This window comes from Providencia sp. TYF-12 (genome assembly GCF_041344805.1).
Classification (GTDB): Bacteria; Pseudomonadota; Gammaproteobacteria; order Enterobacterales; family Enterobacteriaceae; genus Providencia; species Providencia huashanensis.
Map to the genome: position 1 here is coordinate 2,942,585 of NZ_CP166833.1, position 15,245 is coordinate 2,957,829.

Genomic DNA, 15,245 nt, shown 5'->3' on the forward strand with positions numbered 1-15,245 from the left:
CACCGCCACAGCGGGAAATATAACGGGTAAACAGATGAAAAAGATCCCTTGCACATTAATGCGTGGCGGCACCTCGAAAGGTGTATTCCTACTCGCAGATTCTCTTCCCAACGATATTCAACAGCGCGATAAACTCATTCTTGCATTGATGGGTTCTGGTCATGCTTTACAAATTGATGGCATTGGAGGTGGTAGCCCACAAACCAGTAAAGTCGCCATTATTGGCCCCTCTTCTCACCCTGACGCTGATATAGACTATTTATTTGCACAAGTTTCTATTATGGAAGCGATTGTCGATACAGCGCCGAACTGCGGTAATATCCTGTGTGCGGTTGGCCCTTTTGCCATTGAAAAAGGCTTAGTCCCTATTCATCATGACACGACCACGGTAAGAATTCGTAATGTGAATACCAATACCTTTATTAATTCAACAGTACAAACACCTAATGGCGAAGTGAATTACCTTGGTGAAACCTCAATTGCTGGTGTACCTGGGTATGCAGCACCTGTTGCGCTAACATTTTTAAATGCCTGCGGTACTAAAACTGGGAAACTTCTGCCAACTGGGCACTCAATTGATACCTTTGACGGTGTTGAGGTGAGTTGCATCGATATGGCAACGCCTGTGGTACTCATTGATGCCCCTCAGATGAATAAAACCGGTTATGAGACGGCTGAACAATTAGAAACAGATAGCGAATTTATGCAGAAATTGGAAGCTATTCGCATTAAAGCGGGGGCAGCAATGGGTTTAGGTGATGTGAGCAAAAAAGTGATCCCCAAACCTATTTTGGTCTCTCCTGCTATCCATGGTGGTACCATCAACGTACGCTATTTTATGCCTCATAAATGTCATGGTGCCCTTGCTGTAACCGGCGCTATTGCTATTGCCACCAGTACCCTTTTACCTGACAGTATCGTGAAACAATATATTGATTCTGTGGATATGAAAAATATCGCTATTGAGCATCTCAGTGGAATGTTTGAAGTCTCATTAACTCCAAAAAGTGACTTTCCTGAGGGGCTACAGGCATCAATTATCCGTACAGCAAGGAAGTTATTTGAAGGTGATGCGTTTATTCCATAATACAAAATGAGAACCTGCCTCTTACCTAGAGGCAGGTAAACCATGCTATATCTCCCCGAACAACTCAACAAACTCACTATTAATATAATAAGAAACTTGGTGCGCTTCATCGGGAGTGGGTAATTCCAACTTGCCTGCCATTCTTTCCATAATATTATCTGGAACAGCATATTGCCGTTGTTGATTTTGTTGCCGCCATTGCTTGAATGGCACTTCCAAATAAACTAAATGAACTTTTGCTTGATAACGTTCAAATAGGCTGATCATACTGGCTCGCAAAGAAGCGCTTAACGAAGTCGCATTCCAAATAAAATCCGTTTTAGTGCGCAGTAAACCTTTAGCTTGCTCTTTCGCTTGTTGAGCCACCCACCCTTGTGCATTTTTATCTGCAGGGTTAATTTTATGTTCTCGACGAATATCATCGAGGAAAATTATTTGAGTTTGTGGATAAAACTGTTTTACAAAGTGATCCTTCCCCATACCGGGTAAACCGCATAACATAATCACTTCGCTACCAAACTCCTCAAAAGGGAGGTAATCTGCCGTGCCCTTCTGGTAATGAAAATATTGGAAACGGCCCGCTAAAGAGGCAAATGATTTAGGCTTATCCCAACAATCTTGCTCACGACAAAATAATTCAAACAGCTCAATTCTAGCGAGTAAATCAGCTTTATCTTCACAAGTTCGGCCTATTGCATCCGCTTTCGCCAACATACACAACAACGGCATTTCGACACGTAAAGAGGCGGCAAATAAAGTACGCTCAGGGTCTGGTTTTTCCATTATCCATAACGGTAAGCCGTGAAAACGCACTAATGCAGCAATATGTTCACGAATGGCAAAAGGTGTTTCTATTTGACGAAATAATATATTCCGTACAGATAACTCACCTTTTTTAGCGTGCCCCGGTGAATGAATTCGCCCCTCTTCATCTTCACGTGTGGTACTGCGCTTTTCTACGTCATGCAATAATGCCGCAGTCCAAACCACCTGCTGCTTAAACGGTGATAGTTGCTGATATTCAGGCAAACTTTCAAGCGCGGCTAACACCATTTGGGTATGAATAGCCACATTACCCTCTGCATGGTGCAAGCTATCTTGTGGTACATTTTGCATGTCGCGGATAAAATCAAATTGAGCTTCAAGCTGCGACCAATCGCGGTTTTTTGTCAATTGCCAGCTCATCATTGCCCTCCTTGATATTCAAAAGCCAGTTTGGCTCTTTGCCAATTACGCTTCCAGTGGATATCTGTTTTGACATGATTTTTACGCACATATTTAAATACATGCGACATAAAATCATCTACTGGGAAGGCTTGGCTATCACGGCTAACAATACCTTCCATGCTACATGCTTTGCCTGTATGTGTATCATAGGCAATAAATTGGCTATCTTGGGATGCGGCTTCTATTAATCCACGGGTATATTCTTGCTCAGACATATTCTTATTCAATGATAAATCCAACTGAGGCACCGTAGGGAAATCAAATAATGCTGCATAAAATTGCACTTCTTCCCAACTAAGCCAATAACCCCCTTGCCTAACGGCAAACAGATAAAAATAGTCTTCAATATGCTGATACTCAATGGAATGCACAGCATAAAGATTTTCACCGAATAGTTCGATATCACCTAAATCATCTTTAATTAACTGCCAACGCTGACGTATCTGTTGGCTCCATGCAGATTGTGTTGGCGCGCCATGAGAGCGTGCAAACACACCATAGCGATTTAAACAATTGTTTTCGCCATCGAGTTTTTCTGTGTGAATTAATTGCCCAATATTTTGGATGTGCGACCACCAATCGCTATTGATGCGATCGTCACTAGTCGTACCGGGTGAGAACGGATAATGATACGTTCTACCATACTTTCTTGATTGCATATTCATCATGCTTTCTCTAAAGAATAGAAATCACAACAAATCTTTTGCAAGATTTGCTTCTTTTATTGTTGAGAAATCAAGTGTTGGTATTACATATCTAGTCCGAGTGTCGGCCTCATATTGATGCTGCCTAGCGTTTTCTCTAGGCCTGTTTGTGTTATATTCAGTGAGATCCTAACTTAACTGTCAAGGAAAAAACTATCAATTTATTCCTAAACTCATGAAAAACGCAGTTATTCGATAACAATTCGGCTTTCATCAATAGGGTATTTCACTACGACTTTATTGCAGTACAAACAATTATCTTGCAAAGTGACTGGTTCTTGCCCTTTAGTCGTCACTTTTTGCCAAATTTCATTATGGCGATAAATCACCCCTTTTTCACGGGTAAATTTATGGTTTTTCTCATAAATATGGTATTTCGCCTCTCGCGGATCACTGCATAACAACTCCCCTTCAAGTTGGTGCTCAGCAATATTAAAAACCAATTGAAATGCACTTTGAGTTGGGTTGTAAAAGACAAGGTCGATGTAATTATAAAAAATGGCAGCGCCTGAGCCAAACGGCAATACTCTGCCCTCATCAGGAAAAGGGTCAAAACTATGATTAGCACGCTCAACCACCTGTAATGGTGAGTGCAAAATCATCCAGTGTATTAGGTTGCTGAGCTGGCAAATTCCACCACCAATACCACTACGAGCTTCGCCAAATGATAATTCCATCCCCTCAAGAAACCCCCTACGCGCTGTGGGCTTTCCCACTAATCGACAAAAGGAAAAATACTCCCCAGGGTATATCGTAATACCATTCATGGCTTTAATGGCTATGCGCAAGTTAGTCACTTTGTTGTACTGCAAACGTAAATCCGACTCACCTAATTTGCGGATTAATTTGGATGTGTGCTTATTGTAGCGATATTCAAGACGTTCAGAAGATTTCGCTTTCGCATAATATTGAGAGGAAAATGCCCAATGCAGTCTTCGAGCTAGACGTTTTTGAGTCACACGCAGCCAATAGAGGATAGGATGATAAGAAGAAAGTGGCCGACGCATAACAAAACCTTATTGATAATAATTAACCAATAAATCATGTCATAACCGTAAATTTTACGACATAGTAACTATCTGATAATTCGCAATATAGCTATTCAATCACCTTGGTACCTGTACCGACTACAGATTACAAACCAAAAAATAAACTGGATGTATTCTAATCTGATGCTATTGCAACTAGGCGACAAAAAGTAACCCCTAGAACATACCAATGTATGACTAGGGGTTACTTTTAAAGCCAACAACACTGCGGCGCGAAAGCCAATTAGTAGAGACCGAGTACCGCACCAGCGCCAAGTAAAAATAGACTAAATAGCCAAATCCACCCAAATGAATAACGCAGGTGACGCCCCATATCAATCCCCGCTAGCCCCATGGCTAACCAAGCTGCCGGTGAAAATGGGCTAACAAAAGTCCCTGCATTATTACCAATAGCCATAGAGTAAACAACAGCAGATGGGTCTACCCCTACAGTGGCTGCAATTTGTTGAATTATCGGTAATAAAGCAAAATAATAAGCATCTGTACTGGTGAATATATCCATCGGCACACCCAAAATACCAACAAAGATATGCACTTTTGATACCCATTCCATTGGTAAAATAGCAGTTAAATCTTTTGCTATCGACTCAAGCATTCCCCCTTCAGATAAAATCCCCAAAAATGCTCCAGCTGCAAGTATAATCGCGACCATACCTAGTGCTTGTGGCGCATGAGCAGATAAGACCTTCATTTGGTCTCTAGGGTTAGGGAAGTTCACCATCAGTGCGATTGATAGTGCTATCATAAATACATATGGAGCTGATAATAAACCAAATGCCAGACACACCACCGATGCAACAATTAAACCACCATTAATTAATGGCTTTTTAGGCTTTTGGATAGTTTCATTGATTTCGCCAATTTCTTCACTCGCAGGTAATAATGAATCCATCTCATACGGCGTCGTCCCTTTCAACCGTGCGGAAGCTATGCGGCGTTTCTCGCGCAAACCCATAATAATAGCGAATACCACAGCGCCACCCATACCAATTAATTGAACAGGTATAAGTTGCTGCCATAAAGTTGATGCGTCAATTCCAGTGACCGCAGAGGCGCGCCCTAAAGGCCCTCCCCAAGGCACCATATTCATCACCCCCATGCTTGCACACATCAGTAATAACATTAAATATGGGCTCATACCTAGCTGTCGATATAAAGGTAATAATGCAGGGATAATAATTAAAAATGTTGCTGCTCCTGAGCCATCTAAATGGACAATACCCGCGATTAGGGTAGTCATAATACAAACAACAACAATATTTCCACGAGTCATTTTGACCATTATCCGAATTAATGGGTCAAAAATATGGAGATCTTTCATCAAGCTAAAAAACAAGATGGCAAATAAAAACATTGCAGCGACTTTCGAGACTTTATTAATCCCACTCTCGAAGAAAACTGAAATTTCCGCTACAGAATATCCTGCAAATAATGCACCAATAAATGGTATACAGGACATTGCGATAATAGGGCTCACTTTTCCCATCATGAGCAATGTCACGATAGATACAATGATTAAAATACCAATAATTGTTAACACATCGACTTCCTTCTTAGAATTATATTTTTCAGGTGAAATAAGCTTTAATTAACTAGCCTAATTATTTAATGCTATTTTACGACTATGCAAATTGCGTAATTAAATTGTCTATTTGATTCAATATCAGTATGTTGCTTATATAAACCATTAGAGACAAGTGCAAGGCTATTTTTATATTTTTGCTGCGATAACAACTTGTTCACACTAATTAAAATCACTATTTAAAATAAAAAACCAGTGTATTTTTCTATTACAACCATTAAAACCATAAGGTGAAATTAAAACCATTATATATTGGTGATTATTTATTTAATTTATAAGTGACAGAATTATAAATACCAAGATAATATATTTACTCTACTATTTTATTTTTTATGCTATTTTTTTAAGTATTTCAGCTATTTTTTAGCCACCAACACAGGGATTTATACTTTTTTTTATGTTTTTCAAAGATCCAAAAAACTACTTGCTTTTTAGTTTCAACTTTATGTAAAGGTAAGGTTGATTTGCAATATCACACCATCTCACAAAAAGACCAAAATAAACTAGGTATAATATAAGAATAACTAAAGTTATCTAAAAAGGAATGTTCCTATGAGTCATCTTTTTTCATCCGCATCAATAGGCCAAGTTTCACTAGAAAATAGAATTATCGTTCCACCTATGTGTCAATATTCAGCAGACAATGGGATGCCAACGCCGTGGCACAAGGCGCATTATATGAACCTCGCTTTGTCTGGTGCTTCATTAGTCATTATGGAAGCTAGTGCAGTTACGCCCGAAGGACGTATTACACACAAGGATTTAGGGCTGTGGAATGATGAACAAATGGCCGCCATGCAGCAAATGCTGGTAGATATTAGGCAATATTCGAATGCACGTTTAGGAGTGCAAATAGCCCATGCAGGTAGAAAAGCCTCTACTGATTTACCTTGGTTTGGTGGAAAAAGCCTTCAAGCAACTGACCCTCATGGGTGGCAAACCGTTGCACCATCCGCGCTTGCTTTTGGTGATAACTACCTACCACGTGAGTTAACTATTGAACAAATTATTGAAATCAAAAAACAATTTATTGATGCAGCAAAACGAGCAGAACAAGCTGGATTTGACGTCATTGAAATTCACGCAGCTCATGGGTATTTATTGCATGAATTCCTATCCCCAGTTTCAAATCAACGCCAAGATGAATATGGGGGGAGCTTCGAGAACCGAAGTCGCTTATTAGTGAATATTTTTCATGAAATTAGAGAAACAATTAGCCCAAATATTGCAGTTGGCGTACGGATTTCCGCAACTGACTGGCTTGAACACGGATGGAGCGTTCCCGAATCTATCGAGCTTACTGAAATATTAGAAGATTTAGGTTGTGACTATATCCATGTCTCCTCAGGTGGCCTATCTGCGGAACAACAAATTCCTTTAAGCCCTAATTACCAAGTTCCATTGGCTCAAGCAATTAATGAACATACTATGATGCCTGTTATTGCTGTTGGCCTTATTACAGAGCCATTACAAGCAGAGGCTATTCTGGCGACTCATCAAGCGGATTTTGTCGCTATTGGGCGGGGGATTTTATTTGAGCCACGCTGGCCATGGAGAGCTGCTTGTGAATTAAATCAGCAAGTTAATGTTGCACCACAATATTTACGTTGTGCACCACATCAGTTTAAAAATTTATTTAAATAGAAATAAAAAACCCGCAGCACTTATACGATGAATAGCCATCAAACTGCGGGTTTAAAGCGACTAACGTGCGTTTTGCGAACACTGCTGAACAAATTCGATCATGGATTTTTGGAATTCAGGTTCTGCATCACCTGACTTAGCCAATTCACCATCAATACGTTTAAATTCAGCTAAGCCATATTTCTCAATTGTTTTGTCATAGGCACATCCGCATATCGCTGAAACAGCATTTGCTGTTTCGCCCTGTGGATTCCCTGACCCTGCAACACAAGTATTCACAAAGTTAGTTTTATATTCAGCAATTTCTGCCTTTTCATCAGAACATGCAGATAACACAGCTACTGCCCCAACCATACCCAATATTAATGCTAATTTTTTCATCTTATGCCCATTTTCTCATTAAGCGCTTGACCCAAGAAGACAACAATAAACAAATTATCGTCTTAGTACTTCGCTATTTTGGATAGATAATTTATATTTACAACACCATTAATCTTAATATACAAAATAAGAACTTCTAATTTAGATAAATATTCCTATCTATGATTGTTACTATTAATCATAGACGTTTTCCTATAAAAGATCTGCAATCATTAAGTTATTTTTATAATTTAATTTCACTTAGGTAGCGAATTTGAACAACGCCAACGATAATAAAATAAAGCACATAAAATCAATATACAACCCACGATTTGAATCAAAGGCATCCGTTCGTGATACCAAATAGCCGCAACAAATACTGTCATAACAGGCTCTAGGATCATAATAATTGCAGCGTTTGCAGCTGTTGTGTTTTTCTGGCCAATAAGCTGTAAAATAAACCGTAAACTCGTCGCTATCACCACACTTGCAATAAACCACATCATCGTCGGTGCAGTAATACTGGCAGGCCACTCTTCCAAAAAGATGGATAGCACCAAGCCTACAGTACCTGTGCAAGCTAATTGTATTGTCGTTAAAGGTAAAAGCGGCACGGTTCTGGTATATAAGCTGGTATAACAAAAATAAATAGCTTGGACGATAGCAGCACAAAGAAACCATAGTTGGCTCGCCTTAAATTCAAGTTGTGCCTTAAATAAAGTTAAGCACGCCAAACCCACTACAGCAACAGGAAGGGCTTGCCAAAAATAACGCACTGGCTTATTTTTTAAAATGACCCACGCAACTAAAGGAACAAATAGCATGGCTAGGCTCATAATGAATGCCCCTTCCCCTATCGAATCCGTTGTTGCCACTGCGTAGATCCATAACACCATATTCAATGCCATCCAACCGCCTGTCATTAATATTTTTGGCAGTTGTTGAAGAGTTACTTTATTTTTCTTTCCGCGACAAAATGGCAGTAAAATTATGGCGGCTAATAAGAAGCGGCTGCCGAGAAAGGCGAATATAGGCATTCCCTGTACAGCTTCGCGAGAAAAAACCCACCCCCAAGCTGCAATTATCGTGGTCAGCACTAAGAAAAATTCTGCCTTTCTTTGCGAATACATGTGTTCCTCTAAATAAATTCACCCTCAAGCACTTACATCATACTGGCTTTTGTAGGCAAACCAATCATATTTATTCGCTTTGTTAATTCATTTTCCAAATAAAAAAATACTTATCCAAAAAGCATAAATATGACCTTAGATGAGTAACCATTTCCTCTTAATGAAGCTAATTTAGCGCTTAAACTTCCTTTTCCCTTATTTATTTAACTGAAACCGAGTTTTATCGTAAAAAAGGAGGAAGTTTGTATAAAACCCCATCAATTTTTCTGACTTTACATATCTGAAATAATCACAGCAGACAAAATAAGCCACATATCATTACCTTAATAAAAGGCAAGTAATCATGATGATGCAAAAAAATGCCGACACTGCCACTGATATAGTTAATAACGTTAAAAATGCCATTAATACTCGCAAATATGCACATGCTGATGAAATAAGCTTATTATGGCAACATGCAATGAAATCTCCCCATATGATCAGTTGGGGGCATGTGATGTTAATTGCGCTAATCGTCGCGGCTATCATTACTGTGATTAGCACATTATTTTTTTAAGTTAAAAACACCAATAAAAAATCGGGCTGTTCGCCCGATTTTTTATTCTAACTAGGTAAATTTTTCACTATTACCAGTAACCTAAGAATTTCCACCAAATGCTACCGATAAAGAACCAAACGGCTAAATTTACAACACTCATGACAAAACCCGTTTTCCACCATTCGCCTAACGTCGCATAACCCGAACCAAAAATAATCGGCGCTGTCCCTGTACCATAATGCGTTAATGACATCATTAGTGAAGATGAGAAAGCTAACGTTAAAGCTAATAACATTGGCGGGGCACCAAGTGCTAAACCTGCGGAGAAAAATGCCGCATACATTGCTGTAATGTGCGCTGTGGTACTTGCAAAGAAGTAATGCGAATAAACATAAATTAAAACAAGGATTAGCATCCCCCACACCCAGCTTATTCCCATACTGTCAATCGTGCTACCAACAGTCACTGACATCCATTTAATTAAGCCTAGTTTGCCTAAGAAGGTCGCCATCATAACCAAAGCAGAGAACCATACTACCGTATCCCAAGCCCCTTTATTTTTCAGCACATCATCCCAATTAATAACCCCTGTTGCTAATAAAATACTCAAACCAATAAAAGCAGCAGTGGTAGCATTAACACTATAGGCTGGACCAAAAACCATGGCGGGCACACCAGCCCACATCAATAATAGTAGCCCGAAAACAGCAAGGGTTATTTTTTCGGGTAATGAAACCGCACCCAACTGTTTCAAACGCTCTTTAGCAAAATTCGGGGCATCAGGTGTTGAGGTAATTTCTGGTTTATACATAAAATAGATCACCAAAGGCATTAAGATTAATGACACAATGGCAGGTACAAATGCAGCTATTGCCCACATACCCCAAGTCAATTCATTACTTTGACTAGTTTCACTAATGATCAAACTTACTATCAATGGGTTTGGTGCAGTGGCAGTAATAAACATCGCAGAGGTAATGGGGTTAATATTGTAATTAACCAGCGATAAATAACGCCCTATTTTACTTGAGGTCCCATCTTCAGCTTTTGACCCAAAGCTATCCGAAATAGAACGCATAATGGGGTGAATAATCCCCCCGCCCCGAGCGGTATTACTTGGCGTTACTGGTGCAAGAATGGTTTCTGCAATTGCTAATGAATAAGCTATACCGAGTGTTTTTTTACCGAATAGGGAAATCACATAATAACCTATCCGAGCCCCAAGACCTGTCTTATTTAGGCTCATGGAAACCATAATAGAAATACCAATCAACCAAATTAAGTCATTGGAAAAACCACTTAATGCGTCAGCAATAGCGCCTTTGGTTGATTCTGGATTAGTGACTCCGGTTACAGCAACTAAAGAAATAGCCACAATAGAAACACCACCAATAGGTAATGCTTTACCTATAATGGCGGCAATTGTGCCAACAAATAATGCTAAAAGGTGCCAAGCATTTGGATTAACCCCTTCAGGTACAGGGATCAAGAACCAAATTATTAGCGTAATGGCAACTGCGATTAAGGTCGGTACAGGCTTTAAAGGTGTTAACTTATTCATAAGGTTATCCATGTACGTATAAAGATGGAAATACAGATTAATTTCAGTTATATATTCTGATTTTTATCATTATGTTAACAATACAGCTCAAAAACTTTGATCATTATCAGTGAGTAGCTTGGTTTTATTAAAAATAGCCAGACTATTTTGTAACAATAAGTAATATATAATTATAAGGTTATATTGACTCATTTTTTAAAAAAATAGAGGGCCACACTCTTATTTTAAAGAGTGAACCTATACAGCGAATTAATAATTCTCACATTTGATGATGTCAATACAGTTAACTATTCATTGTAATCAGTAAATTATTTCGATATTACCTAATATACTAAAATTTCAATTTTATTTATGTTTTTTCCTCTATTTTTGCAGGCTGAATCGAATTAATAAAATAAAAATAGTAAATAGTGTTATTTTTTTGAGTGGATAAAAATACCACACCACGCACAATTGATTAAAAAAAAACCAAAATGAACAGTAATAATACTTACACAGCTTAAAAACAAACCAGATAACCGAATTAAACCAATATGACTCTCTTTATTAAAAGTATTGTTACCTAACCTAATAATTCCAATTAGAAATAACTATAAATATTATGCCTTGTTTCCATACACAGTGTGAATATTTAATCTAACATTAATAGTAGTTTCATTTCTAAATATGACTGATAAGGAAATTAAATGTCTACCATGAACACTTATACCACTAGTAATCATCAACCTTGCATTGTGCTATGTACAACGAATAGCCATGAAAGTGCAATTAAAATTGCACAACATATTTTAGCGAATCGCCTTGCAGCCTGTGTTTCACTATTACCAGAAGTGGTATCTATATATCTTTGGCAAGGTAACATTACACAAGATAAAGAAATTTTGCTTTTGATTAAGACAACACACGATAATCAGCTCAGTTTATTTAATGCAATAAAAGAAATTCACCCATACGAAACACCAGAACTTATTCGTCTTGACCCAAGCCAAGTCGAAGATAATTATTTACAATGGTTAATTAATTCCGTTAAAAAATAGCTATCTACATGAATTAATAAACATTATTTTACAGCTCAGCGGCTTATTTATTTTTTTACAAAATTATTTTACTGGTCGGGTATGGTTTATACATAATTAGTGGTATACCAATAGGCTCGCTTTATATTTATTTTCCCTCCTTAATGTTTGGAGGGTTTTTTTTACCTAAAATTCCAGAACACTTTTCTATACGCCTTAAACTCACCACCAAACCCAAAAACCCAACATAAGCTAAATTTAACATATTTTAATTCATTGTTTATATTTCACGCAAATACCGGTTGATCATTTACATGATTACATTATATTAAATTATATAATATAAATAACATAAATATAGTGAGGAAAAAATGTCAGACTTCAAACAAATAACAACTCATATCAGCCAAAATTTGCCTGAACTCGCTAAGCATATTCCTGATGTGATGAAAAATTTTTCTAACCTAGTTAGTTCAGGTAGCCAAGATGGTGCATTAGATAAAAAAACAAAGGAATTGATTGCTATCGGTATTGCTGTGGCAAATCGTTGTGATGGCTGTATTGGTTTTCACACCAAAATACTGGTTGATTTAGGTGTTACCGAACAAGAGTTAGCAGAAGCACTCGGTGTGGCCATTTTTATGGGGGGTGGGCCTTCTGCAATGTACGCAGCAGAGACCATGAGTGCATACAAGCAATTTACAAGTAAATAAATATATTAATGTTGTCTCTGAACCTACTGGCTCAGAGACAACTAAATTGATTGCAATTTAAAAAGTCGCTTCTAACCCAAGCCTGAAGGTTCTTCCTGGAATCGGCATATAAATAACGGTTCCTGGGTCAAATGCATAACGATTCGTCAAGTTATCAATATTAAAGTTCACATGGATATTTTTCTGAATAGAGTATTTACCTAACAAATCAAATGTTGTCGTGGAATACAGCTTGGTAACAGGTGCTGCAGCTGTTCCAGCAAGCCATTCTTGTGGGTAATCTTTCCCTGAGTTATAACGTACACGTAAACCTGTTTGTAATTTTTGATCAAACATTTTTACCCCAACAATTCCGGTGACAACTTTCTTGGGTGGAATACGTGAAGGTGATAACCCCCATGCAAAACCAACCGAATTACAAGCAGATGGTAGACTCCCTAGCGCCATTTCATCCCGAGAGCAAAGTTCTGCATTGTTATAAAAAGTGGCATCAACGGAACCAAATGCATAATTTGAATTGTATTTTAATTCAACCTCATAACCTGAAAGCTTAAACCTGTCATAGTTTTTGGTTATGACGTAAGGTGATGACCAATCCTCCAATTTAGGGTTCACACCTTGTGAAAGATAATCTTTGATATCATTATTAAAATACGCCACCCGCAACTCGGCAACATCTTCATCGGCAATCAAGTTATTTTTTTCAAGGTTCATGCCAACCTCAAACGACTTGGCATGCTCAGGTTTTAGTGGGGAGTTAGGGCTATAAGAGTAAGTCTGACCGGATGCCGTTGTTTCAAATAAACTAGGTTCTCTATAACTATCTGAATATTTAGTATAAATATCCAATTCATTCGTCATATGAAAACGCAATTCACCGAATAAATCATTCTTTGGCCCGTAATGAAGGCTTTTCCCTTGAACATGGTCATCAACATCAAACGAGTGGATGCGCCAACCCGCCAGCGCCGTGACCCAATCACCTTGGTACTCAACGTTAGTAAATGCGGATGTATTAATACCTTTCGCATTACGTGTTACCGGCGTCAGTTCGTCCCCCTCTAGTGTTCCGTCGGGTGTCCATATCGGCTGATAAGTCTTACTAAGTGGCTTTGATTTCTGCTGCATATATTCCACACCATATGTAATCCCGATGGGATACGCGGCAAGCTCGGAAGTATTTTCTAAATTAAATCCAAGCCGCTCATCGGTATAACGGTGTTTATATTGATCACCATAATGAGCATTTACATTATCCGATGTACCATTACGTTGCTTAAACTTACCTTTCGTCCACCATACTCCTAAATTCATATCAACCCATAAAGAATCAGGTTTATACGAGTAGTTTAATGACGCGGTATCTATATTTGCGGTTCCTAACGACCACTGTGGCATTTTATTATCATACTGATACCAATAAGCAGCTAAAACTTCGCCAGCTTGCTGTTCGTGGCGACGATAATTTAATTCAATACTAGAATATGGGTTAAGATAAATATTCGTCTTTAATAATGTTGACTGACTTTCATAACTCGTATTAACCACTTCTTGCCCGGGTTTTATCGGTGCATCTGTGGATGAATATTTATGATAACCATTTTTCCCTGCAAAAAAATTGCCTTGTTTTCTGTCACTATGCGCAATTAACACGTCAAACTTATCATTTCTATAGGCAATACCAGTGGTTATGGAACCATTATTAAAATGACTATTTTTAACACCATTAGATAACCGATACTCTGACTCCCGCCCTTCCTCTGATGCTATAGAAGGCCGTCGGTTATTGTTATAAATATTTCCTTTAAATAAAAACCCGAACTGCTCTCCTTGGGGGATAATACTATTAGCAGATAACGTTTTTAATTTAACTGTTCCACCGATAGCACCGCCGGAGAATTTACTCATCGATGCTCCTTTTTCGATCTCTATGGTATCAACCAAATCCATATCAATATAGGTTCTATCGGTGCTACCTTGATAACCTCGCCATGTATTCGTCGATTGCAAACTACCATCGATAATAATAGGCACTCGACCATTACCTTGTAGACCTCGAATACCAATATCTAAAGCACCTGCTTCATTTCTGGCATTATTTATTTGAAGAGAGGTCTCATTAGCAAATATATCCGAATTAGTTGTGCCTCTTACTACCGAAATATCTTTAGTCTCTATTCGCTTACTATTTGACTTTATTTTACTCGCAGTAACGAGAAGTTTATCTTTCTGCTGTGCTGTATTGGCTTCATCCGCTAAAACCGTCCCTGAAGAACATATAACAAGTAAGCTAATTATATTTTTATTTTGAAATATCATTTAAGTAATGCCTTCATTAATTAATGAATATTTAATACAAATGAAGAAATATCGTACAAGCAGCTTGAAAATATCCCCTGCTATACTTTAATTCGTCAATTAAAAGTGAGATGTAAGTGCAATTAGATAAATACAGCTAACACCAAAAACCTTATTTATTGAATGGTTAAGGGCGATTTTTTCCTCGTATTAATCAATTATCCTGAAATATACACCAATAATAACAATGATCAAGATCATAATGAATATCATTTGCATTCTCATTAATATAACTATTGTTTATTAATTCCTTTATGATTTCACCCCATAAAAAAA

At 38.0% G+C, this 15,245-nt stretch carries 13 protein-coding genes; 5 read left to right on the plus strand and 8 right to left on the minus strand.

The window, feature by feature from the left end:
- Nucleotides 1-34: 34 nt before the first annotated feature.
- Nucleotides 35-1,087, plus strand: coding sequence for a 4-oxalomesaconate tautomerase (locus ABE954_RS13435; protein ID WP_071547949.1), 1,053 nt, complete (start codon nt 35-37; stop codon nt 1,085-1,087).
- A 45-nt stretch (nt 1,088-1,132) separates the two neighbouring features.
- Here the strand turns inward: ABE954_RS13435 and ABE954_RS13440 are convergent, their stop codons facing one another.
- The 4 genes from ABE954_RS13440 to ABE954_RS13455 all read right to left on the minus strand — a co-directional run bounded on the left by ABE954_RS13440 (nt 1,133) and on the right by ABE954_RS13455 (nt 5,607).
- On the minus strand, nt 1,133-2,272 hold the full coding sequence (locus ABE954_RS13440; protein ID WP_371025903.1) for an AAA family ATPase: 1,140 nt from the start codon (nt 2,270-2,272) through the stop codon (nt 1,133-1,135).
- Nucleotides 2,272-2,979, minus strand: coding sequence for an RNA ligase family protein (locus tag ABE954_RS13445; RefSeq protein WP_042844366.1), 708 nt, complete (start codon nt 2,977-2,979; stop codon nt 2,272-2,274). Before ABE954_RS13445 ends, ABE954_RS13440 begins: the two co-directional genes overlap by 1 nt.
- A 227-nt stretch (nt 2,980-3,206) precedes the next feature.
- Entirely contained in the window at nt 3,207-4,025 is an 819-nt protein-coding gene (locus tag ABE954_RS13450) for a VanW family protein (RefSeq protein ID WP_042844187.1), read from the minus strand.
- 265 nt (nt 4,026-4,290) lie between these two features.
- On the minus strand, nt 4,291-5,607 hold the full coding sequence (locus ABE954_RS13455) for a CitMHS family transporter (RefSeq protein WP_042844188.1): 1,317 nt from the start codon (nt 5,605-5,607) through the stop codon (nt 4,291-4,293).
- A gap of 594 nt (nt 5,608-6,201) precedes the next feature.
- Between ABE954_RS13455 and ABE954_RS13460 the strand changes: the two genes are divergently transcribed.
- Nucleotides 6,202-7,293 (plus strand): NADH:flavin oxidoreductase/NADH oxidase, encoded by a 1,092-nt coding sequence (locus tag ABE954_RS13460; RefSeq protein ID WP_042844189.1) that lies wholly within the window; start codon nt 6,202-6,204, stop codon nt 7,291-7,293.
- A gap of 60 nt (nt 7,294-7,353) precedes the next feature.
- On the opposite strand, the gene ABE954_RS13465 is transcribed toward ABE954_RS13460, so the two are convergent.
- Complete coding sequence (locus ABE954_RS13465) at nt 7,354-7,674, minus strand: hypothetical protein (protein ID WP_042844190.1); 321 nt, start codon at nt 7,672-7,674, stop codon at nt 7,354-7,356.
- Between the two features lie 236 nt (nt 7,675-7,910).
- Complete coding sequence (locus ABE954_RS13470) at nt 7,911-8,783, minus strand: DMT family transporter (RefSeq protein WP_048606911.1); 873 nt, start codon at nt 8,781-8,783, stop codon at nt 7,911-7,913.
- 343 nt (nt 8,784-9,126) lie between these two features.
- On the opposite strand from ABE954_RS13470, the gene ABE954_RS13475 reads away from it, so the two are divergent.
- The gene (locus ABE954_RS13475; protein ID WP_166696792.1) at nt 9,127-9,339 is read left to right on the plus strand and encodes a 3-oxoacyl-ACP synthase; all 213 of its coding nucleotides are present in this window, start codon (nt 9,127-9,129) and stop codon (nt 9,337-9,339) included.
- A 70-nt stretch (nt 9,340-9,409) separates the two neighbouring features.
- Here the strand turns inward: ABE954_RS13475 and ABE954_RS13480 are convergent, their stop codons facing one another.
- Nucleotides 9,410-10,882 (minus strand): anion permease, encoded by a 1,473-nt coding sequence (locus tag ABE954_RS13480; RefSeq protein WP_042844193.1) that lies wholly within the window; start codon nt 10,880-10,882, stop codon nt 9,410-9,412.
- Between the two features lie 686 nt (nt 10,883-11,568).
- Here ABE954_RS13480 and cutA point away from each other — a divergent pair.
- Both cutA and ABE954_RS13490 read left to right on the plus strand, forming a co-directional pair.
- Nucleotides 11,569-11,919, plus strand: a complete 351-nt coding sequence (gene cutA, locus ABE954_RS13485) for a divalent-cation tolerance protein CutA (protein ID WP_042844194.1) — start codon at nt 11,569-11,571, stop codon at nt 11,917-11,919.
- A 350-nt stretch (nt 11,920-12,269) separates the two neighbouring features.
- Nucleotides 12,270-12,611, plus strand: a complete 342-nt coding sequence (locus tag ABE954_RS13490) for a carboxymuconolactone decarboxylase family protein (protein WP_042844196.1) — start codon at nt 12,270-12,272, stop codon at nt 12,609-12,611.
- Between the two features lie 57 nt (nt 12,612-12,668).
- Here the strand turns inward: ABE954_RS13490 and ABE954_RS13495 are convergent, their stop codons facing one another.
- Nucleotides 12,669-14,930 carry a TonB-dependent receptor domain-containing protein gene (locus ABE954_RS13495; RefSeq protein WP_071547946.1) on the minus strand — a complete coding sequence of 754 codons (2,262 nt, stop codon included), beginning with the start codon at nt 14,928-14,930 and terminating at the stop codon, nt 12,669-12,671.
- Nucleotides 14,931-15,245: the final 315 nt, after the last annotated feature.